Annotated in this window: 24 protein-coding genes; 6 read left to right on the forward strand and 18 right to left on the reverse strand. The window is 70.1% G+C overall.

The window, feature by feature from the left end:
* Positions 1-26: 26 nt before the first annotated feature.
* Both ABI385_RS10275 and ABI385_RS10280 read right to left on the reverse strand, forming a co-directional pair.
* Complete coding sequence (locus ABI385_RS10275; RefSeq protein WP_348103657.1) at positions 27-710, reverse strand: response regulator transcription factor; 684 nt, start codon at positions 708-710, stop codon at positions 27-29.
* A 73-nt stretch (positions 711-783) separates the two neighbouring features.
* Positions 784-2,061: an ATP-binding protein gene (locus ABI385_RS10280; RefSeq protein ID WP_348103658.1), complete on the reverse strand. Its 1,278-nt coding sequence runs from the start codon at positions 2,059-2,061 to the stop codon at positions 784-786.
* A gap of 197 nt (positions 2,062-2,258) precedes the next feature.
* On the opposite strand from ABI385_RS10280, the gene phoU reads away from it, so the two are divergent.
* Positions 2,259-2,978: a phosphate signaling complex protein PhoU gene (gene phoU, locus ABI385_RS10285; protein ID WP_348103659.1), complete on the forward strand. Its 720-nt coding sequence runs from the start codon at positions 2,259-2,261 to the stop codon at positions 2,976-2,978.
* Positions 2,979-3,010: 32 nt separating this feature from the next.
* Here the strand turns inward: phoU and ABI385_RS10290 are convergent, their stop codons facing one another.
* From ABI385_RS10290 to mshA, 3 genes are read right to left on the reverse strand one after another with little or no spacing between them, the layout of a single operon-like run.
* Positions 3,011-3,754: a phosphoglyceromutase gene (locus ABI385_RS10290; RefSeq protein WP_348103660.1), complete on the reverse strand. Its 744-nt coding sequence runs from the start codon at positions 3,752-3,754 to the stop codon at positions 3,011-3,013.
* A gap of 10 nt (positions 3,755-3,764) precedes the next feature.
* Complete coding sequence (locus ABI385_RS10295) at positions 3,765-4,253, reverse strand: YbjN domain-containing protein (protein WP_407068257.1); 489 nt, start codon at positions 4,251-4,253, stop codon at positions 3,765-3,767.
* Positions 4,254-4,291: 38 nt separating this feature from the next.
* On the reverse strand, positions 4,292-5,575 hold the full coding sequence (gene mshA / locus ABI385_RS10300; protein WP_348103702.1) for a D-inositol-3-phosphate glycosyltransferase: 1,284 nt from the start codon (positions 5,573-5,575) through the stop codon (positions 4,292-4,294).
* Between the two features lie 121 nt (positions 5,576-5,696).
* Here mshA and ABI385_RS10305 point away from each other — a divergent pair, with 121 nt between their 5' ends.
* Positions 5,697-6,515, forward strand: a complete 819-nt coding sequence (locus tag ABI385_RS10305; RefSeq protein WP_348103661.1) for a class I SAM-dependent methyltransferase — start codon at positions 5,697-5,699, stop codon at positions 6,513-6,515.
* Positions 6,516-6,569: 54 nt separating this feature from the next.
* Here ABI385_RS10305 and ABI385_RS10310 read toward each other — a convergent pair whose 3' ends face one another.
* The 10 genes from ABI385_RS10310 to ABI385_RS10355 form a co-directional block, all read right to left on the reverse strand.
* Positions 6,570-6,998 (reverse strand): phosphomannose isomerase type II C-terminal cupin domain, encoded by a 429-nt coding sequence (locus ABI385_RS10310; protein WP_348103662.1) that lies wholly within the window; start codon positions 6,996-6,998, stop codon positions 6,570-6,572.
* A 40-nt stretch (positions 6,999-7,038) separates the two neighbouring features.
* Positions 7,039-7,362, reverse strand: coding sequence for a DUF2516 family protein (locus ABI385_RS10315; RefSeq protein ID WP_348103663.1), 324 nt, complete (start codon positions 7,360-7,362; stop codon positions 7,039-7,041).
* Between the two features lie 2 nt (positions 7,363-7,364).
* Positions 7,365-7,802, reverse strand: coding sequence for a D-aminoacyl-tRNA deacylase (gene dtd, locus ABI385_RS10320; RefSeq protein WP_348103664.1), 438 nt, complete (start codon positions 7,800-7,802; stop codon positions 7,365-7,367).
* A 36-nt stretch (positions 7,803-7,838) separates the two neighbouring features.
* The gene (locus ABI385_RS10325) at positions 7,839-8,852 is read right to left on the reverse strand and encodes an asparaginase (RefSeq protein ID WP_348103665.1); all 1,014 of its coding nucleotides are present in this window, start codon (positions 8,850-8,852) and stop codon (positions 7,839-7,841) included.
* A gap of 302 nt (positions 8,853-9,154) precedes the next feature.
* Positions 9,155-9,850: a hypothetical protein gene (locus ABI385_RS10330; RefSeq protein WP_348103666.1), complete on the reverse strand. Its 696-nt coding sequence runs from the start codon at positions 9,848-9,850 to the stop codon at positions 9,155-9,157.
* Position 9,851: 1 nt separating this feature from the next.
* Complete coding sequence (locus ABI385_RS10335) at positions 9,852-10,274, reverse strand: helix-turn-helix transcriptional regulator (protein ID WP_348103667.1); 423 nt, start codon at positions 10,272-10,274, stop codon at positions 9,852-9,854.
* Positions 10,275-10,365: 91 nt separating this feature from the next.
* Positions 10,366-11,205 carry a 3-keto-5-aminohexanoate cleavage protein gene (locus tag ABI385_RS10340; RefSeq protein ID WP_348103668.1) on the reverse strand — a complete coding sequence of 280 codons (840 nt, stop codon included), beginning with the start codon at positions 11,203-11,205 and terminating at the stop codon, positions 10,366-10,368.
* A gap of 12 nt (positions 11,206-11,217) precedes the next feature.
* The gene (locus ABI385_RS10345) at positions 11,218-12,258 is read right to left on the reverse strand and encodes a YgfZ/GcvT domain-containing protein (protein WP_407068256.1); all 1,041 of its coding nucleotides are present in this window, start codon (positions 12,256-12,258) and stop codon (positions 11,218-11,220) included.
* Complete coding sequence (locus ABI385_RS10350) at positions 12,237-12,692, reverse strand: Fur family transcriptional regulator (protein WP_348103670.1); 456 nt, start codon at positions 12,690-12,692, stop codon at positions 12,237-12,239. The genes ABI385_RS10345 and ABI385_RS10350 overlap by 22 nt, the downstream gene beginning before the upstream one ends.
* Positions 12,689-13,192, reverse strand: coding sequence for an FABP family protein (locus ABI385_RS10355; RefSeq protein WP_348103671.1), 504 nt, complete (start codon positions 13,190-13,192; stop codon positions 12,689-12,691). Before ABI385_RS10355 ends, ABI385_RS10350 begins: the two co-directional genes overlap by 4 nt.
* A gap of 86 nt (positions 13,193-13,278) precedes the next feature.
* Here ABI385_RS10355 and ABI385_RS10360 point away from each other — a divergent pair, with 86 nt between their 5' ends.
* On the forward strand, positions 13,279-13,659 hold the full coding sequence (locus tag ABI385_RS10360) for a DsrE family protein (RefSeq protein WP_348103703.1): 381 nt from the start codon (positions 13,279-13,281) through the stop codon (positions 13,657-13,659).
* A gap of 4 nt (positions 13,660-13,663) precedes the next feature.
* Here ABI385_RS10360 and ABI385_RS10365 read toward each other — a convergent pair whose 3' ends face one another.
* Positions 13,664-14,614: a hypothetical protein gene (locus tag ABI385_RS10365; RefSeq protein WP_348103672.1), complete on the reverse strand. Its 951-nt coding sequence runs from the start codon at positions 14,612-14,614 to the stop codon at positions 13,664-13,666.
* 16 nt (positions 14,615-14,630) lie between these two features.
* Positions 14,631-14,891 (reverse strand): MoaD/ThiS family protein, encoded by a 261-nt coding sequence (locus ABI385_RS10370; RefSeq protein WP_348103673.1) that lies wholly within the window; start codon positions 14,889-14,891, stop codon positions 14,631-14,633.
* A 140-nt stretch (positions 14,892-15,031) separates the two neighbouring features.
* Here ABI385_RS10370 and ABI385_RS10375 point away from each other — a divergent pair, with 140 nt between their 5' ends.
* Entirely contained in the window at positions 15,032-15,733 is a 702-nt protein-coding gene (locus ABI385_RS10375) for a response regulator transcription factor (RefSeq protein WP_348103674.1), read from the forward strand.
* A gap of 74 nt (positions 15,734-15,807) precedes the next feature.
* Here ABI385_RS10375 and ABI385_RS10380 read toward each other — a convergent pair whose 3' ends face one another.
* Positions 15,808-17,661, reverse strand: coding sequence for a bifunctional metallophosphatase/5'-nucleotidase (locus ABI385_RS10380; RefSeq protein WP_348103675.1), 1,854 nt, complete (start codon positions 17,659-17,661; stop codon positions 15,808-15,810).
* Positions 17,662-17,764: 103 nt separating this feature from the next.
* Between ABI385_RS10380 and mshD the strand changes: the two genes are divergently transcribed.
* On the forward strand, positions 17,765-18,703 hold the full coding sequence (mshD, locus tag ABI385_RS10385) for a mycothiol synthase (protein WP_348103676.1): 939 nt from the start codon (positions 17,765-17,767) through the stop codon (positions 18,701-18,703).
* Complete coding sequence (locus ABI385_RS10390; protein WP_348103677.1) at positions 18,700-21,006, forward strand: RNA degradosome polyphosphate kinase; 2,307 nt, start codon at positions 18,700-18,702, stop codon at positions 21,004-21,006. The genes mshD and ABI385_RS10390 overlap by 4 nt, the downstream gene beginning before the upstream one ends.
* Positions 21,007-21,020 lie beyond the last annotated feature (14 nt).

Raw genomic sequence — 21,020 nt, forward strand, 5'->3', positions numbered from 1 at the left:
CATACCGGCCGGTATGCGTCAGGGCGTCAGGCGGCCTCGAACTTGTAGCCGAGGCCGCGCACGGTGACGATGTGCTGGGGGTTGCCTGGGTCGGACTCGATCTTGGCGCGCAACCGCTTCACATGGACGTCGAGCGTCTTGGTGTCGCCGACGTAGTCACTGCCCCACACCCGGTCGATGAGCTGCATCCGGGTGAGGACCCGCCCGGCGTTGCGCAGCAGCATCTCCAAGAGCTCGAACTCCTTGAGCGGCAGCGAGGTCACGGCGCCGCCGACAGTGACGGTATGCCGGTCGACGTCCATCCGGACAGGGCCCGCCTCGAGCGTCGCCGGCAGCAGCTCCTCGGAGTCGTCGAGCCGGCGCAGGACCGCCTTGATGCGGGCGAGCAGCTCCCGCGACGAGTAGGGCTTGGTGACGTAGTCGTCCGCCCCGATCTCCAGGCCCACCACCTTGTCGATCTCGCTGTCCTTTGCGGTCAGCATGATGACCGGGACATTCCCGCGCTGGCGCAGGGCCCGGCAGACGTCGACTCCTGACAGTCCGGGAAGCATCAGGTCGAGCAGCACGAGGTCGGCGCCGCCCTTGTCGAACAGCGCGAGCGCGTCGGGGCCGGTCTCGGCGATCACGACCTCGTAACCCTCACGGCGCAGTAGGTAGGACAGCGGGTCTGAGTAGGACTCTTCGTCCTCGACCACGAGGATGCGACTCATGCTTGACCCACCCTGGCGGGGGGCCACACCGACGCGGGAAGGCCGGACATCTGCGACTTCGGGAGCACTCTGGTCAACGCACCTGTCGGCTGGTCGGAGAGCCGGCGGTCAGCGAGGGCGAGACCGGCGGCGGGGGGACGGTGGGGGTCTGACGGGCGTGGCGGGAGTGTCGAACGATGGTGTCCTCGCCGGCCAGTCCATCCGGTTCCTGCTGCCGCCCGACGGCGACGGCCGGCAGGCGCATCGTGAACGTGGACCCACGACCGGGTTCGGACCAGACGGAGACGTCCCCGCCGTGGTTGGCGCAGACGTGCTTGACGATGGCCAGTCCGAGGCCGGTGCCCCCCGTGGAGCGCGAGCGCGCACTGTCGACGCGGTAGAAGCGTTCGAAGATGCGTTGCTGCTCGTCCGCGGCGATGCCCTGGCCCTGGTCGGTGACGGCGACCTCGACGAGGGTGTCGCCGACCTGACGCACGACCACGGTCACCCGCGTGTGGGGTTCGGAATAGGCGACGGCGTTGCCGACCAGGTTGCGCACGGCGGTGACCAGCAGGTCGTGGTCGCCCCACACCTGCGCGTCGCCGCCCGCGGCGATCGTCACCTCGATGTCCTTGTCCTCCGCGACCAGTCGCGACCGGTCTACGGCCTCCTGCGCGGCCAGGCCGAGGTCGACCGGGGCCGGCTCGGTCAGGCTCGCGGCGACCTCGAGCCGGGACAGGTCGACGATCTCCTGGACCAGGCGAGCCAGCCGGGCCGACTCGACCTGCATCCGGTGGGCGAACCGGACCACGGCCTCGGGGTCGTCCTGCGCGTCGATGACCGCCTCGGCCAGCAACGCGAGTCCGCCCACCGGGGTCTTCAGCTCGTGCGACACGTTGGCGACGAAGTCACGGCGGATCTCCTCGAGACGGCGCTCCTGACTGCGGTCGTCGACGAGCAGCAGGACGTGCGAGGCCCCGAGCGGCGCCACGCGAGCGCCGACCACGAGGCCGGTGCGGCTGAGCGGACCTTTCGGAAGGTCGAGCTCCACCTCGCGGATCACCCCGTCGCGGCGCACCTGGCGGGCCAGCGCGATCAGCTCGGGGTGCACCAGCTCGCCCCGACGGACCAGCCCGTTGGCGACCGCCGCCGGAGAGTTGTTGACGACGGCGTCGGCCGAGTCCAGGACGATGCCGCTCGACCGCAGCACGCTGAGGACGTCAGCGACCCCGTCCGGTACGCCGGTGGAGTCCCCGGTCGCGGCCGGGAGCTGCCGCTGCTGCCGTTCGGACAGGCGTACGGCGAACACCGCGAGCGCGGACAGGAGGATCCCGCCCATCACTCCGAGCGTTGCCCCCGTCGTCACGTCCACGCGTCAAGGGTACGAGCGTTGCGCCCGTCCTTCGGTCGTCACGGGCGTCACCGGGCAGGCCGAAGCAGAATGTTCACCGAGGGGGCGACGACCGTTCACCCGACCGTGCCACTCTCACGCTGGCCGGACAGCGTTGTCTGGCCGCACCCCTGCCGGACCCCTGACACCTCCACGACATCCAAGGACTTCGAACTCGTATGCGTGACGCCTTCCACGACGACCTCGACATGATCACCGACCAGCTCGTCGAGATGACGCGACTGGCCGGATCCGCGGTCTCGCGGGCGACGACCGCCCTGCTCGACGCCGACGTCCATCTCGCGGAGAGCGTCATCGCCGCGGATGAGGAGCTGGACGCGATCCGCACCGAGCTCGATGCGCTGTCCATCGACCTGTTGGCGCGCCAGCAGCCCGTGGCGACCGACCTGCGCATCGTCGTGACGTCGATGCGGATGAGCTCGGACCTCGAGCGGATGGGCGACCTCGCGCGCCACATCGCCAAGGTCGCCCGGCTGCGTTACCCGCAGAGCGCTGTCCCGCCCGCTCTCAACGCCCACATCCTGCAGATGGGACAGGTCGCGGAGCGGATCGTCGCCAAGGCAGGCTCGGTCATCGCCTCCAAGGACACCGACCAGGCCATCAGCCTGGAGCAGGACGACGACGCGATGGACGAGCTGCATCGTCAGCTGTTCGCGGCGCTGCTGTCCGAGAAGGCCGAATACAAGGCCGAGGTCGTCGTCGACCTCACCCTGCTCGGCCGCTACTACGAGCGGTTCGCCGACCACGCGGTCTCGGTGGCGCGCCGGGTCGTCTACCTCGTCACCGGCCAGATCCTCTCTGACGCGGACGAGGCCGCCGTGGACCGCGAGGAGCAGGAAGAGACCCAGTCGTCATACGCCCGGCCCGCCAGCGCCTGACCGCTCAGCGTCCCGGTTGACAGCAGGTTGGCTCAGCGTCCCTGGTTGGCGACGGCAGCGGCAGCCGCGGCAGCCGCGTCCGGGTCGAGGTAGCGACCTCCCGGCGTCAGCGGCGCGAAGTCATCGTCGAGCTCGTAGACCAGCGGCATACCGGTGGGGATGTTGAGCCCCGCGATGTCGTCGTCGCTGATGCCGTCGAGATGCTTGATCAGGGCTCGCAGCGAGTTGCCATGTGCCGCAACGAGAACGACCTTGCTGTCGTGCAGGTCGGCTTGGATCTCGTTCTCCCAGTAGGGGATCATTCGGGCGACGACATCCTTCAGGCACTCGGTCGAGGGCATGTCGTCGCCGAGGCCGGCGTAGCGCACGTCGCCGGCCTGGCTGAACTCGTTGGTGTCCGAGATGGGCGGCGGTGGCGTGTCGTAGGACCGTCGCCAGAGCATGAACTGCTCCTCGCCGAACTGCTCCATCGTCTGCTTCTTGTCCTTGCCCTGCAGGTCGCCGTAGTGCCGCTCGTTGAGGCGCCAGCTGCGCCGCACCGGAATCCAGTGCCGATCGGCCTTGTCCAGCGCGAGTGCCGCGGTGGTGATCGCCCGGCGCAGGACGGAGGTGTGCACGACGTCGGGGAGCAGCTTCTCGGCGACCAACAGCTCGCCGCCGCGCACCGCTTCGGTGCGGCCCTTGTCCGACAGGTCGACGTCCACCCAGCCGGTGAACAGGTTCCTGGCGTTCCAGACGCTTTCGCCATGACGCAACAGGACCAGGGTGTGGCTCATGCGTCCCACCTTATGGCGCGGCCGTGTCCTCCAGCAGGTGGCGGAACGCGTCGAGGTTGCGGGTGGACTCTCCCCGCGAGATGCGCCACGCCCACTCCTTGCGCATGGAGGTGAGGAACCCGAGGACGAGCAGGTCGTCGAAGGGCGTGTCGGCGGCGTCGAGGACCACACCGAAGAGCCGGTCGAGGTATGCCTCGTCCACGGCCGCCGTGGGTACCGCGCCGCGGACGTAGACATCGCCGGAGGAGTCGATCGCATAGGCGAGACCAGGCATACGCAGGTTGCGGCGCAGCAGGTGTCGGTAGAACGCCTCGTGGTTCTCGTCGGGGTTGCGGATGACGAACGCGGAGACGGATGTCGTGTGCTCACGCACGAGCATCGACACGACTGTGCGCAGCTTCTTCTCGCCGGGCAGGGTGACGACGAGCTCGCCGGTGCGAGCTCCGAGGTCCCACTGCACCCCGGAGTCGGCGTTGTCCTCCAGGTAGTCGCGGATCACCCGACCGGTGCGCTCGATCAGCTCGGTTGCGTCTTCGCTCACGGCACCAGCGCCTGAGACACGTCCGCGAGCGTCGGTGTCGCGTCGATGGGAGTGGGGGTACGCGTCCGCCTGGCCTCGGCGTAGACCTCGAGCAGGCGGTCGGTCGTCGCGGACCAGCCGAAACGGGCCGCGTGCCGAACCGCTTTCCCCGACAGGGTTTTCCGACGCGCTGGGTCGAGGAGTAGATCCTCGACGGCGTCGGCCCACGGCCCCGTCTCATGACCGCGGACGAGGACACCCGAGTCACCCAGCGCGATCGGGAGCCCACCGACGGCTGCCGCGACGACCGGTGTACCGCACGCCTCTGCCTCGAGCGCGACCAGCCCGAACGACTCGCTGTGCGAAGGAACCAGGACGAGGTCGGCGGCGCGGTACCAGTCAGCGAGCTCGGGACGAGCCACCGGTGGGACGAACCGCACGCGGTCGGCGATCCCCAGCTCTCCGGCGAGTGAGGCGAGATGTCCCGCGCGGGCGAGTCCGGACCCGCTGGGACCTCCGAGCACGGCAACGACCAGGTGGTCGCGCCAGTCGGGGTGTCGTCGCGACAGCTCGGCAGCGACCCGCAGCAGGAGATCGGGGGCCTTGAGCGGCTGGATCCGCCCGACGAACAGCAGCACGCGGTCGCGCAGGCCCAGCCCGAGCCCCGCGCGGATCTCGGCGGTGCGTGCGGCATCAACCGGCGCGAAGACCTCCAGGTCGACCCCGGGGTTGACGACCCGCACCTTGGCCGGGTCGGCGGCATACAGGTCCACGAGCTCGCGAGCCTCGAGGTCGGTGTTCGCCACGAGGCGGTCCGCCGCTTCGACCACCTGCGCCTCGCCGATCTCGCGGCCGGGCGGCTCAGGGGTGTCACCGCCGGGCAGGTGGCTGTTCTTGACGCGGGCCATCGTGTGCATGGTGTGGACCAGAGGGACGCCCCAGCGGTCGGCGGCGAGCCAACCGACCTGGCCGGAGAGCCAGTAGTGCGAGTGCAGGACGTCGTACCACCCCTCGGGGTGAGCGGCTGCGGTCCGCATGACGCCCGCGGCAAAGGCGCATAGCTGGCCTGGCAGCTCGTCCTTACTGAGCCCTTCGAACGGCCCCGCAACGACATGGCGGACAGTGACGCCGGGAACCATCGTGACAGCGGGCGGTTGGGAGCCGCTGGTGGCCCGGGTGAACACCTCGACCTCGACGCCGCGAGCAGCGAGCTGCTTCGAGACCTCCGCGACGTAGACGTTCATCCCCCCGGCGTCGCCCGTCCCCGGTTGCTCCAACGGCGACGTGTGGACGCTGACCATGGCGACCCGCCGGATACCCAGGTTGTCCACCACGACGAAAGCGTATGCCGCGCCACACGGCGATCGTGCTTCTCAGGTCGGGGTCGCCCGGTGCGCAGACGTCCCGGCATACCCTCGAGGTGTGGTGCGAGACCGGTCCGGGCGTCCGGCGCGCCCTGTCGGAACCGTCACTCGGGGGACGACCAGCCCGAACCGGCTGCGCCGCGTCGACCGGTGGCTCGCCGACACCCAGGGCTGGCGGCTGCGCGTCGCCCCCCCGCCGGCGGTCGTGGTCGATCTTGGCTACGGCGCCTCGCCGGTCACCGCCGTCGAGCTGCAGGAGCGACTGGTGCGCATGCATCCGGACGTCGAGGTCGTCGGCATCGAGATCGACCCGGTTCGCGTGGCCGCTGGCATCTCCTTGCAGCGCCCGGGGCTGCGGTTCGTGCTCGGGGGTTTCGAGATCCCGCTACCAGGCGGTGGCCGCCCGGTCGTGGTCCGGGCGATGAACGTCCTGCGGCAGTACCCCGAGGACGAGGTCGCCCCTGCGTGGGAGCAGGTCCTGGACCGCCTTGCGTCAGGCGGGCTGCTCGTGGACGGCACCTGCGACGAGCTCGGCCGGCGTGCCGCCTGGGTCGCCGTGGACGCGTCCGGGCCGGTCAGCCTGACGCTCTCGCTGCGGCTGCGAGAGCTCGAACGCCCGTCCGACGTCGCCGAACGGCTCCCCAAGGCGCTGATCCACCGCAACGTTCCTGGTGAAGGCGTCCATGCGTTCCTCGCGGCGCTGGACCTCGCCTGGCGACGCGCCGCTCCCCACGCCAGCTACGGGGTACGCCAGCGGTGGCTGGCCACGTGCGAGGAGGTGCGCCAGCAGGGCTGGCCGGTGCTCGACGGGCCGCGGCGCTGGCGTCTGGGCGAGCTCACCGTCGCGTGGTCGGCGGTCGCCCCTGACCTGCCATAGAGCGGCCTAGAGCGGCCTAGAGCGGCCTAGAGCGGGTAGACCGGGTGAACCGGGTCAGTCGTCCTGACGGGCGTAGTCGTCCTCGATGCGTTCGATGTCGGCTTCGTCGAAGTGGCCGAACCCGACCTCCAGCAGCCGGCCCGGCTCGCTGCCCGAGTTGCCCATCCGGTGCAACGACCCGTGCGGCACCCAGACCGTCTCACCCGCCGCCGCGACCCACCGCCGGTCGTCCACCGTGATGTCGATCGGCACGTCGAGCACCTGCCACATCTCGCCACGGTGTCGGTGACGCTGCAGCGACAGCCGGTGTCCCGGTGCGACCGTGATGATCTTGACCGTCACCGTCTCGTTGGAGACGAACTGCCGGAAGTCACCCCAGGGCCGTTCCACCACGAAGATGTCGTCGGTCGGGTTGCGGTCGCCGGCGTCGTACTCTGCCTGGCTGTGGGCGGCCTCCTCGGCAAGGCTCAGATGGTCGCTCATGCGGACAGTGTGCCGTAGTCGCGGGCCGCCGGACGGGCGTTCACCAAGCTCCGTATGGTCCTTGGTTCGGATGGCCCCGCCCGGTGACCTGGCGCAGGGCCGGTCGGACGTCGGTGAGGTAGACCGCCGCGGCGACGAAGGCGATGATCCCGATGAAGCTGAGGACGTTGAACAACGACACGATCCCCACGGCCAGCGCCACGGCCAGGACGATCGTCCAGAAGGTCTTGGTGCGCTTGCCCGCCGCGGCGTAGGCGTCGCGGCGATGGCGTAACGCGTCGACGATCGCGAATACCTCACAGCCGAGCGCGAGAACGCCGAGAACAAGGACGATCGTGCTCTGGAGACTGGCAAAGGCGTTCATGGTCACCTCTCGGGTGAGCTGTCGATGACGAGCGTCACGGGTCCGTCGTTCACCAAGGAAAGCGCCATATCGGCCCCAAAGGTTCCCGTGGCCACCTCGACACGCCGTTCGCGCAGGGCGCTGACGACCAGGTCGACCAGCGGTTCGGCCACCGGACCGGGCGCCGCCGCGTTCCAGGTGGGCCGGCGACCCTCGCGCGCGTCTCCGTAGAGGGTGAACTGGCTGACCACGAGGACGGGTGCGCCGGCCTCGGTGACGGACTGTTCGCCTCGCAGCAGCCGCAGCTCCGCGATCTTGCGCGCCAGCCACTGCGCCTGCGCCGGACCGTCCTCATGAGTGACGCCGACGAGGGCGACCAGCCCGGGTCGGTCGATCGCGCCCACGACCTCATCGTCGACGACCACGCTCGCGGAGGTCACCCGTTGGAGCACTGCACGCATCCGTCCCCTCCTTGTCCACTGCCAGCCGGCAGGGCGTCAGAAGCCGACAGCGACGACGGCACCGATCTCGTCCCCGTGCCCGAGCACCGGCGCGTACGCCAGCTCGGCCAAGGCCGTGGGTGCCTGCACGCCCAGCCGGGAGAGCACGGCGGCCAGGACGACGGGCGCGGCCCGGGGAAACCCGTCGGCGACCTTCACGGCGACGCCGCGCCCGTCGGCCAGTCCAACGGCATACACCGACTCCGCCCCGTCCTTGGCGACCAGACCGGGTGCCTCTCGAACGAGCATCGTGACCTGCCGCTGGGTGCCGCCGAGGTAGAGCGGCTGCGCCCGGATGGCGTCGGCGACGCGCGACTCGGGCCCGGTGCTGGCGCTGGCGACGCGTCCGAAGGCGCGGGCCAGACCGATGAGCGCGTAGGCGTGCAGCGGCGCGCCGCAGCCGTCGACCGCCAGACCGGTCACCGGCTCACCGCTGAGCTCTGCGACGGTCTCGGTGATGTGGCGCTGAAGGGGGTGTTCGGGGTCGCGGTAGGTCGCGGTGTCCCAACCCGTGACGGCGCAGGTCGCGAGCATCCCGGCGTGTTTGCCGGAGCAGTTCTGGGCGATCGAGGCCTTGGGCCGCGAAGCGCGGACCCACGCCTCGCGCTCGTCCTCGTCGATGGGGTAGTCCGGCGTGTTCTGCAGATCGGCCTCGCTCAGGCCGGCGCCGGCAAGGATGCCCCTGGCCGCCTCGAGGTGGAACGGCTCGCCCGAGTGGCTGGCACAGGCCAGCGCCAGCTGCTCGTGGGGCAGGTCGAGCCCGAGCCGGACCATGGCCGCGGCCTGCAGAGGCTTGTTCGACGACCGCGCGAGGACAGAGCCGCTGGGGTCGCCCAGCGCCCAGTCGAGGCTCCCGTCCGGCGCGGTGACCACGACGGTGCCGCGGTGCACGCTCTCGACGATGCCCGACCGTACGACGTGGGCCAGGATCGGAGCCTCGGTCAGAGCCGTGGAGAGGGGGCTGACAGCGAGCGGGTCGGGCGCCGCGTGGGCGGAGCGGGGGCCTGGCACGGCCGCAAGTGTGCCAGACCATCCCCCTTGGGCGCGCGCTTCCGACTTGACGCCGCGTCAAGTCCGGCAAGCAGGGATAAAGGGCGGCCAGTACCGGCCAGTACCGGCCAGGACCGGCCGAGATGGAACGCGAACAGGCCGGCCCGCGAGTGCGGGCCGGCCTGCCAGGCGCCGGAACGGGGTCCGGCACGTCAGCGCTGTCGCGCTGGGAAACGCTGCCACTGCGGAAGGTCAGTGGTAGCCGGCCGGCGGCGTCAGCTGGTCGGTTGCAGGACCCCGTCGCACGCCGGCGTCTGGGTGGGTCAGCTGCCGACCTTGTTGGCGGCGGCGGCGGTGGCCTTGCGGGCGCGGGGCGCGCTCTTCTTGGCGGTCGTCGTCGTGGCCTTGGCGCGCGCGTTGGTGGCCTTGGCACCCTTGGTCGCTGTCGTGCGGGTGCGCTTCGCGGCGATGGTCGTGGCCTTGGAAGCGTCGGCTGCGGCGTCGGCGACGACCTCGGCAGAAGCCTTGGCGTCCTTGGCCTCGCGGCGAACTGCGTCAGAGGCGACCTTTGCGACCTTGGAGGCCTGGTGGCGACCCGTCGTGATGGTGGCCTTCGTGGACGCTTGGGTGTCGGCGGCGGCCTTGCGAGCCGTGGTGACGGCGCCCTTGCCGATGGCGACGGTCTGGTCGACCTGGGCCACGAGGTCCTGGGTGGACCTCTGGGTGCGGATCCGCTTGACGAGGTCCGCGCCACGGACCGCGAGCGCCTCGTAGGTCTCCTGCGCCTTGCCGGCGAGGACAAGCGTCTTGTTCAGGGCGACTGCGGGCGCGTCCTGGACCTGCTTGACGGCCTTCTCGGCCGACTTGAGGGGGTCGACAGACGTGAGGGACTCACGCGCGGCGACAGCCTGGGTGCGGGCCTCGCGGACCTTCTCGGCGGCGAGGTCGGTGACGCCGACGACGGCGTAGACGGGTGTGGCGTCGGCCACGGTCTTCCTGAGCTCGGAAACGAAAGCCATGTCAGTTCTCCTTGTGGTGGGTCGTGCTGGTCTTGTGGGTGGCGGTCTTGAGTGGGGCGGTGTGGGTCGAGGTCGGGTGCGGGCCGACGAAGGACTCGTAGACATCGACGAGGACGGCGCGCTGCCGTTCGCTGAGGCCGGGGTCCTTCGCGATCGCGTCGAGGACGGTCGACGCACCCGAGGGCGGCGTCGCTGGCTCCTCGAGGATCCCCGCTCGTACGTAAAGGGTCTCGGCGGAGACCTGCAGCCCGTGGGCGAGCTGTTGGAGGATCTCCGCGCTCGGACGCTTCAGTCCCCGCTCGATCTGCGAGAGGTAGGGGTTGGAGACACCGGCGAGTTCCGAGAGCTGCCGCAGGGACAGCTTGGCGGTCTGTCGCTGTTCGCGAAGGAAGGCCCCGAGGTCCGGTCCGGGGAGTCTGCTCATGCCTCTATTGTGCTTGCTCTAGCTAGCAGAATGCAAACTGGAGGCAGCGTGAGCCTGCTCACACGCATACCGGGAACAGCATGTACGCCGGTCAGCGGCGTTTGACCGCCAGCAGCTCGCGCGCCTCGCCGGTCGTCAGGGGCGGGCGCTGCATGAGGGTCGCGAGCTCTGCGGCCCGGGCCACCAGCTCGTCGTTGTGCCCGACCGCACGCCCCCGCGCGAAGACCAGGTTGTCCTCCATCCCCACCCGCAGGTGACCGCCGGCCGCGAGGGCCGTCGCGGCGATCGGCAGGTGCGTACGCCCGATCCCGGTCGCCGACCAGCTGGTCACCTCCGCGGGGAGCATGGCGACGGCCGCCAGCAGCGCGGCGGGCGTCCCGGGCATCCCCCCGGGGACCCCCGTGACGAGGTCGACGTGCACCTTGCCGCCGTAGGGCAGCCCCTCCTGGTCGAGCAGCCGGCGCAGCGACGCCACGTGTCCCAGGTCGAACAGCTCGAACTCGGGCACGACCTCACGCGCGATGCTCTGGCGGTAGAGCTCGACCATGAACGGCCACGGGTTGAGGAACACCTCGGCGCCGAAGTTGGTGGTGCCGCAGGTGAGCGAGCACGAGTCGGGTTCGGCGTCGAGGACGGTGAGGCGCAGGTCCAGGGGGTCGTGCACGCTCCCCCCGGTCGACAGCTGGACGACGAGGTCGGTCTGTTCGCGCAGCGCGGTGACGCTGGCCCGCAGCAGCCCGTGGTCGAGCGTCGGCCGGTGCTCGGCGTTGCGGATGTGGAGGTGGATGAGCGTGGCCCCCGCCGCCTCGCATCGCACCGCAGTGTCGACCAGCTCATCCAGCGTCGTCGGCAGCTGGGGTACATCGGCCTTCCGGCTCTCGGCCCCGGTGGGGGCGACCGTGATGAGGGTTCCGACGCTGGAGGGGCTCACGCGGTCATGATGTCAGGGCGCGACGACGACTTCCTGCCCCCCTTGGACGCCGGCGGCGGTCAGCTCCACGTCAACGGGGATGTTGCGCTTGACCAGCGCCAGGCCGATCGGTCCGAGCTCGTGGTGGCGGCCCACGGAGGTGAGGAAACCCACCGTGCGGTCCCCCATGACGACGTCGCTGCCGCGTTCGGGAAGGGTGTGACCCGACCCGTCGAGGTGCAGGAACACCAGACGCCGCGGCGGCCGGCCGAGGTTGTGGACGCGCGCGACGGTTTCCTGCCCGCGGTAACAGCCCTTGTGCAGGTGCACAGCCGTGCGCATCCAGTCGACCTCGTGCACGATCGTGCGGTGGTCGGTCTCGAAACCGAACCGCGGACGCCAGGCCGCGATGCGCAGGGCCTCGCTGGCCCAGGTGCCCGCCAGCGGACGGTCTGCCGCTGCGGCAACGATGTCACCGCGCGGCACGATCAGCTCTCGCCAACGCCGGCTTGCGCCGGGATGACCCTCGAGCGGCCCGTATGCCGCGGTGTCACCGACCAGCCCCGGCCAGGGGTCGCGCCAGGCGAGCGGCTCACCCGGAGCTGACTCGGCCGCGTGCGGCTCACCGAGGACGGCGTAGTCGGCGCTCCGGTCCGCGACCTCGACCCGGAGCATGAAACGCATCGAGTCCAGCCAGGCCAGAAGTGCGTCGCCGGTGCCGTGCTCGACGGTCACCCAGGTGGTCGTCCCGTCGTCGACGAGGTGCAGGTCGTGCTCGATGTGCCCCTTGGGGCTGAGGACGAGCGTCTCGGCCGACACGCGCGGCGCGAGGCCGGTGAGCATCTGGGTGGTGATCGAGTGCAGCCAGGACAACCGGTCGGGGCCGGTGACGGTCAGGACCTGCCGGTGGGACAGGTCGACGACCGCGAGACCCTCCTCCAGCAAGCGCTGCTCACGAAGGGGGTCCCCATAGTGGGCCGCGACCCCGGCATCGGCTCCGTCGCCGGCTACCGCACCAGGGTGGTCCAGCAGGGGTGAGGCGACAGCGGTGGTCACGAGCGGGCCTCTCGACATCGTGCGCACCAGCCGTGGATGGCCATGTGGGTCACGTCAGGGTCAAAGCCGGTGGCCTCGCGGACATTCCCGGCGAACTCGTGCGCCATCCCGACCGGCGCCTCGAACACCTCTCGGCAGCCGAGGCATACGAGATGCACGTGCGTCGCATGTTCGGCCAGGTGGTAGGTCGGGGAGCGGTGGTCCAGGTGCGAGTGGGCGACGATCCCGAGCTCCTCGAGGGCGTCGAGACCGCGGTAGATCGTGGACAACGCAAGGGCGGGGCCACCGTCGGCTGCCACCGTGGTGGCGACCACGTCGGGGGTCCCGTGCTCGAGTGTGGTCAGGGCCTGGACGATCCTTCGCCGCTGCGGTGTCAACCGCATGCCGCGGGAGCGCAGCGCGTCGCGGAGCGTGTCGCCAGGCTCCTCGGCCGCGCCCCCCGGACCGGTCACGTCACCCGTCTCAGCTGGGCGGAGACGTGACTCTGCAGCTCCTGTCCGACGGCGGCCATGTCCATCACCCAGAACAGCTGCGACTCGACCAGGCCGTAGAGGCGGGCGCCGGCGTTGTACTCCTTGGCGTGCGGGCTTCGCACGACGCTGTCCGTACGGATCTCGACCTTGGCCGGGGCCATCGTGCCGTAGTACATCTCCACGATCCCGGTGGGGTGGGCGAGCACGAGCTCGACCTCCTTGCCGTCTTCACCCGGGCGCCAGAACCCGAGCTCGGTCGCAAGGGGGCGCACCTTCTCACCGGTGTCCTCGTCGAGCAGCCAGGTGTGGCTCTGCCACTCGAGGAAGCCGCGCCCGTCGTGCGAGCAGACGACCTCCTGACCGAAGTTCTTCGACTCGATCGTGGGGTAGCCGACGACACCGACGCCCTCCCAGCGGCCGATCATCCAGGCAAGCGGACGCAGGCGCTCCGGCAGGTCGACATCCAGCTCGAACACCACTCGATCGTAGCCTGACTCTTGTGACCATCCCCTCGCCGCAGCCCGCCTCCGCACTGTCTCCCACGCCCTCCCCCACGCCGCGGTCGATGCCCCCCGAGCCCACGGCTCGGCGCCGGCTGGTTGTCAAGATCACCTGCGGAGCCGAGGCGCCCGAACGGTTCTCCCAAGGCGTCACCGTTGCGGCCACGGCGCTGGCCAGCGGCGTCGATGTCAGCCTGTGGCTCACCGGCGAGGCCACCTGGCTCGCGGTGCCCGGACGGGCGGAGAAGTTCGAGCTCCCGCAGGCGGCGCCGCTCGCCGACTTGAGGGACGCCCTGCTCAGCGAGCGGGCCGTCACGGTCTGCACGCAGTGCGCGGCTCGTCGCGAGCTCACCGAGGCAGACCTGCTCCCCGGCGCCCGGATCGCCGGCGCCGCCACCTTCGTCGAGGAGGCGCTCGGCGCGGGGGTGCAGGCGCTGGTCTACTGAGCGGCTAACCCGCGTAGAACCGGGCGACGACGTAGACGAGGACCCCGACGACCAGGACCGATGCCGACGCCGCGGACGCCAGCGCCTGGGTCCCTCGAGCTGTCGGCAGGACGAGCAGGATGCGCAGCATCGAGTGGGCGATCACCGCGACGAGCGCGCCCACAGCTGCGGCGCCGAGCAGCGGTATGCCTCCGGCTCCGGCGGCGACGACCAGCGCCCCCCCGACCCCGAGGACCACGACGACGAGCAGCAGCCACCGCCGCATGACGTCGAACCTCGCCAGCAGCTGGGCCAGGGCGGCGAGGGCAACAGCGACCATGCCCAGCAGCACCCACGGCCCGCCTCGGGGGTAGTGCGGGAGGGCGACCATCGTCGCCCCGGACGTCGTCACCGCCAGCGCACCGACCGACCCGGCCATGCCGTGGGTCAGGTGCGGGCGCCCGTGCGGGCGGAACACCTCACGCAGGAAGGCGACCATGACGCTGACGGCCAACGCCACAGGTACCCAGGTGAGGTAGGGCTCCGTCTGCGTGAGTCCGGCCGTGGCCGTGATCGCGACGACTCCGGCTCCGACGACGGCTGTCGCGGTCCGCGGCACGGGCGCCTCGACGAGCAGCGCCCAGCCCCAGGCGAGCACCACCGCGCAGAACCCGACCGCCAGACAGGCTGCTCCTGGGCCGGCGAGCGCGGACAGACCGACCAGGGTGGCGAGCCCCGCCATGACGACGACGACCAGAGGGGCGGGAACGAGCGGGACGGGAGCTGCGGCCGGTGAGACGGCGGCGGGGGTGGTGGATGCGGTCCGGGCCTGACGGATCGCGGCGCGGGTGAGGCGCACGGTGGGGGCGTCGCCCTCCGCCGGCTCGGCTGGCTCGGCCGGCTCCGACGGCTCGGCCGGCTCCGCCGACTCGGCCGACTCGGCAGGGCGCGGCGTCCCCTCGTCCTGCGCACTCACGGAGGGCATCCTCGCATCACCCCCCAGCGAAGGGAGGGAGAACCTCGACGGTGCCGCCCGGCGCGAGGGAGGCTTGCGGACCGGAGGCGACGCCGTCCACGAGGAAGCTCGCGACGGCAAGAACCGGCTCCAGAGCGGGGTGCAGCGCACGGACCGCCTCGACCGCCTCGCCCACCGTCGAGGCCGCGACGAGGTCCGAACCCACCCCGGCGGCCGCCCTGGCCCCCGCCCAGTAGCGGACCGTCACCTGGCCGGAGCTGTCCGGGGTGGTGGTCATCGTGGCCTCGTTGTCGTCGCAGGGAGTCGATCGATGGTGCAGGGAGCACTCGGGCTGGCGGAATACCCGGATGTCCATCCGACATCTGGTGGGTGAACAGGGATAGCCGCCAGGGGTGGTGACCCGATTATCCTCGGGCCATGGTCCACCTGCTGCTGCTCACCAACGCGCTGGCACCCAGCGCCGAGGTCCTGCCGGCGTTGGGCCTGCTGAGCCACCAGGTGCGTATCCTTCCCGCCGAGGCCACGGCCCTGGTCGACGCCCCGACCTGCGACGTCGTGCTCATCGACGCGCGCTCCGAGCTTGCCCAGGCGCGGTCGCTCTGCCGAGTGCTGCGGGCCACCGGGCTGTCCAGCCCGCTCATCGCGGTTCTGACCGAGGGCGGGCTCGCCGGCCTGACCAGCGAGTGGGGCGTCGACGACGTGGTTCTGGACAGCGCCGGTCCCGCCGAGGTCGACGCCCGGCTGCGGCTGGCGATGACACGGGTCGATCCGACGGTCGAGGAGGAGGTCGGCCCGATCCGTGCCGGCGAGGTCACCATCGACGAGGGTGCCTACTCGGCGCGCGTCCACGGTCATGTCCTGGACCTCACCTACAAGGAGTTCGAGCTGCTGAAGTTCCTGGCGCAGCACCCGGGCCGGGTGTTCAGCCGGGCCCAGCTGTTGCAGGAGGTCTGGGGCTACGACTACTTCGGCGGCACCCGGACCGTGGACGTGCACGTGCGACGGCTGCGGGCCAAGCTCGGCAGCGAGCACGAGTCCCTCATCGGCACGATCCGCAACGTGGGCTACCGGTTCGTCGTCGACCGTCCCCGCGACGTCGAAATCAGCGCACCCGCCTGACCAGCCGACGACGCAGCGAAGCGCCCCTGGGCCGGATGACCGACCCAGAAGCCCCTCTCTCTGCTGCGCGCCCGTCAGCCGACACTGCCGCCGATCCGCATGGGAGGGGCCGGCGTATAGGGGGAGACGGTCGGCAGGTAGGACGCGAACGCGTCGAGGTCGTTGCCCCCGAAGTACTTGTCCGTGCCGTTCTTGAAGGCGAGGAAGCTGTCGCCGCCGTCGGACAGGAAGTTGTTCGCGACCACCCGATAGGTCGCCGTCTTGTCGATGGCCACCCCGCCGAGCGTCACGCTTCCGTCGACGGGGCCCGACGGCGTCATCGTGTAGGCGAAGCCCTTCGAGATCTGCAGGGTCTTCTTGCCGGTGCCGGTGTTGCCGCCGGTGACCTGCTGGGTGAGCAGCGCATAGATGTCGGCGCCGGTCAGGCCCATCGAGACCATGTAGTTGCTGAACGGCTGCACTGTGAACGCCTCACCGAACAGCACCGTCCCGTCGGCATCCACCGGGTTCGCGAGGTCCTTCGCGTAGATCAGGTCGGCCCGGATGCCGCCGGGGTTCATGAACGCGATCTGCGGCTGCTTTCCGGCCGTGACCACGCTGGGGTCGGCCAGCTGCCCGTCGGCGATGAGGTCGCCGAGCGGCGTCTCACCTGCGGGGTTCGGGGTCCGGGTGACATTGGCGGTGATGCTGCCGAGGACCTTGTTGGAGATCGGTGCGACCAGCGTCTTGTACGTGTTGATCAGGTTGGTCTGGTCCGTGTCCTTCGCGACATCGCGGGTCACCAGCATGTTGGTGCCGGTGACGGAGGCGCGGACGATGTCGTTCGTGGTCTTGTCGTAGGTCAGGTTGGTCTCGGTGAACAACCGTCCGAACGACGACGCCGATGTCAACAGCCGTGCATGACCTGCTGGGTCGGGGACGCTGCATACGTACGGCTGGTGGGTGTGGCCCGAGACGATCATGTCGATCGCGGGGTCCAGTTTCTGTGCGATCGGCAGGATCGGCGAGCTCGGGTCGAGCTGGGCACCGTTCGCGCACGCCGCATCGTACGACGGGTTCACTTGGTACGGCTGGTTGTTCGAGTCATACCAGGTCTGCTGCCCAGGCACGCCACCCTGGTGAACCAGCACGACGATGGCGTTGACACCACGAGCGCGCAGCACCGGCACGAGGGCGTTGGCGGTGGTGACCTCGTCGTTGAACCGCAGGCCCTGGACGCCGGAGGCGGTGACGATGCTCGGCGTGTCGTGCAGCGTCATGCCGATGAACCCGATCTTGGCTCCCCCGACCGAGATCACCCGGAACGGCGGCAGGATCGTCTTGCCGGACCTGACCTTCACCACATTGGCGGCCAGGTAGTGGAAGTCGGCCCCGGTGAAAGTGTGGTCCGCACAAGAGTTCTGGTTGTTGGCGCCGTCACCGTCGTCGATGCAGCCGCCCCGCTGCATCCGCTGCAGCTCGAGGTATCCCTCGTCAAACTCGTGGTTGCCCACGGCCGAAACGTCGAGTCCCAGCTTGTTCATCGACTCGATCGTCGGCTCGTCGTGGAAGGCCGCCGACAAGAGCGGGGACGCGCCGATCAGGTCTCCGGCCGCGACCGTCAAGGTGTTGGGGTGCCCTTCACGGGCCTGCTTGAGGTGGGTGGCGAGGTACTCGACGCCGCCGACACCGGGAGGGACCAGTGAGTCGGTGTTGACGTCGACCGGCAGCCCGGTGGCCGGGTTGAGAGCATGCCCGGTGACCAGCCGGCCACTACTGCCCGCCGGTGGTTCGAGGTTCCCGTGGAAGTCGTTGAACGACAGGATCTGGACGTCCACCGTCTTCGGGGACGCGGCCTGCGACGTCCCGCCCGTCGCGAAGACGCCGGCGAGAGCGCAGGCCCCCACCGCGGCGGCGCCGACGAGGCGCCGAGGTACTGCTGATGACATGACTCTCCCTGGTTCGCAGCGGTTTCCCCGAACCCTGGCAGGCTAGTCACAGAACCGGCTGGTACGCGAGGGCTCCTGTGCGTCGGCTTCGTAAACTCCTGACGTGCCGACCCCCAGCAAGCCCTCGCCCTCGCTGACCGACGACCAACGCGATGCCGTGCTGGCCCTCGTCGACAGCGCCGCCGCACTCGACGGGACCGGAGCCCTCTCGGAGCGGTCCCTCCTCGCCCTACGTGGGTTGGGGGCGAGCCACCGGCTGGTGTATGTCGGTGCCGACCTCGCGGGGTACGCCCAGCTGGCCGACGGGACGGCCGAGCTGGTCGTCGACCCGGAACACCGACGCGCCGGCGTCGGGTCGGAGCTGCTCACCGACCTGCCTGAGGACGTGCGGGTCTGGGCGCACGGGGACGTGCCGGCCGCCGCAGCCTTTGCGGCAGCGCGAGATCTGGTGGTCGTGCGTGAGCTGTGGGTGCTCGGTCGCCGGTTGGACGAACCCCCGGCGCTGGCGGATGTCGTTCTGCCACAGGGGTTGACGGCACGGTCGTTCGAGACCGGCCGAGACGAGGACGAATGGGTACGCGTCAACGCAGCGGCTTTTGTGCACCATCCGGAACAGGGCCGGATGACGCGCGCCGACCTCGGAGCCAGGATGGCGGAACCGTGGTTCGAGGCCGCCGGGCTGTTTCTCGTGGTCCCCGCCGACGAGCCGGACCGGGTCGCGGCTTTCCACTGGACCAAGGTCCACGAGGCGGGTCAGAAGGGTCCCGCCCGAGTCGGCGAAGTCTATGTCGTCGGGGTCGACCCGGCATACCAGGGCCGTGGCCTAGGACGTCCCGTCACCCTCCTCGGCCTCCACCACCTCGTTGGTCTCGGGCTGCGCGACGTGATCCTCTACGTCGACGGGGACAACCCGGCCGCGCTCAGGGTCTATCGCAGTCTGGGGTTCACCCCGCGCTCCGTCGACCGGATGTATGCGCGCGCGACGAACTCCACAGCCCGCAGGGCTCAGAGTTCGCCCGAGGGTGGAACGATGACCTCATGAGCACCGACGTCTCCGAGCGCGCGGCCGGAACAACGCACGACCCTGGACCGTCCGACGAGTCTCTGTCGACCAGGGCGAGCGCGGCGGCCGCCGACGGGTCTGACCAGCTGCCCGTAGTCCGTTCGCTGGCCAGCGCCATCCCGGCGACGCGCTCGCCAGCGACAGTACCGGCACGCGGAGCCAACGGTCGGTTCATCCGCACCGAGGACCTGCCCGCCGACCGGTTCCTCGAGCGCGAGATCTCCTGGCTGCAGCTCAACGAGCGAGTCCTCCAGCTGGCCATGGACGACGAAGTGCCGCTGCTCGAACGGGTCAAGTTCCTCGCGATCTTCTCCAACAACCTCGACGAGTTCTTCATGATCCGGGTCGCCGGCCTGAAGCGGCGCATCGCCGCCGGCCTGGCGGTCCGCTCGGCCTCCGGGCTGGAGGCGCGCGAGGTCCTTGAGGCCATCGGTGAGGTGTCGCAGCAGCTGATGGGGCTCCAGGCCAAGGTGTTCCTCGACGAGATCCGGCCGGCGCTGGCCGCCGAGGGCATCACGCTCACCCATTGGGGAGAGCTGACCGAGGCCGAGCGCGCCCCGCTGTCCGAGCTGTTCACCGAGCAGATCTTCCCCGTCCTCACGCCGCTGTCGGTCGACCCGGCGCACCCGTTCCCCTACATCTCCGGGCTGTCGCTCAACCTCGCGGTCACGCTGGTCAACCCCAAGACCGGCAACGAGCATTTCGCTCGCGTCAAGGTGCCCCCGCTCCTCCCCCGGCTGCTGCGCGTCGGGGCCGAGACCCACGACGGAGAGTACGCGGTCCGGTTCGTCCCGCTCGAGGACGTCATCGCCGCCCACCTCGACCAGCTGTTCACCGGCATGGAGGTGCACGAGCACACGACCTTCCGGGTGACGCGCAACGAGGACCTCGAGGTCGAGGAGGACGACGCCGAGAACCTGCTGACGGCGTTGGAGAAAGAGCTGACGCGCCGCCGGTTCGGCCCACCCGTGCGGCTCGAGGTCGAGGAGGACATCGACGACCACGTTCTCGACCTGCTCCGCCGAGAGCTTCAGATCAGCTCCAGCGAGGTCTACCGCCTCCCGGCGCCGCTCGACCTGATCTCGCTGTTCATCGTCGGCGACCTGGAACGCTCCGACCTCAAGTACGACAACTTCGTGCCGCTCACCCACCCCGACCTCTCCCCGCAGGAGTCGTCCAAGGCCAACGACATCTTCGCCGCCGTGCGCTCCAAGGATGTCCTGCTGCACCACCCCTACGACTCGTTCTCGACGTCGGTGCAGGCGTTCATCGAGCAGGCGGCGGCCGACCCCCGGGTCCTCGCCATCAAGCAGACCCTCTACCGGACCTCCGGAGACTCGCCCATCGTCGACGCCTTGATCGACGCCGCTGAGGCCGGTAAGCAGGTACTGGCCGTCGTCGAGATCAAGGCGCGGTTCGATGAGGTCAACAACATCAGCTGGGCGCGCAAGCTCGAACAGGCCGGGGTCCACGTCGTCTACGGCATCGTCGGGCTGAAGACGCACGCGAAGCTCTGCCTGGTCGTGCGGCAGGAGGCCGAGAGCCTGGTCCGCTACTGCCACATCGGAACCGGCAACTACAACCCCAAGACCGCGCGCATCTACGAGGACCTCGGCGTCCTCACCTGCGACCCGCAGGTCGGCGAGGACCTGACTCGGCTCTTCAACCAGCTCTCGGGGATCGCGCCACGCAGCCGGTTCAAGCGGCTGCTCGTCGCACCCCGCACGGTTCGCACCGGGCTGCTCGAGCAGATCGAGGCAGAAACGCTGCGGCACGAACAGTCCGGCAAGGGCCGGATCGTGTTCAAGGTCAACTCGATCGTCGACGAGCAGATCATCGACGCGCTCTACCGCGCCTCGCAGTCCGGTGTCCGCGTCGACATCTGGGCCAGGGCCATCTGTGCGCTGCGACCTGGTGTCGACGGGTACAGCGAGAACATCACCGTCCGGTCCACCCTCGGCCGGTTCCTCGAGCACTCGCGCGTGTTCTGGTTCGGCGGCGACGGCGAGCCCATCGTGTTCATCGGCAGCGCCGACATGATGCACCGCAACCTCGACCGCCGCGTCGAGGCGTTGCTACGCATCGCCGACCCGGCCCACATCGCGGACATCACCTCGTTGCTGGACCGCGGCACCGCCGAAACCACCTCGCGCTGGGAGCTGTCCGCCGATGGCAGGTGGACGCGCCATTACCGCAGCGACGACGGGGAGCCCCTCGTCGACGTGCAGTCCGCCCTGATCGAGACCCACCTCAAACGGCGCCGCAAGGCGCGCCGCCGTTAGCGACCCTCCGAGCT

It is taken from the genome of Lapillicoccus sp., assembly GCF_039935575.1.
GTDB lineage: Bacteria > Actinomycetota > Actinomycetes > Actinomycetales > Dermatophilaceae > Lapillicoccus.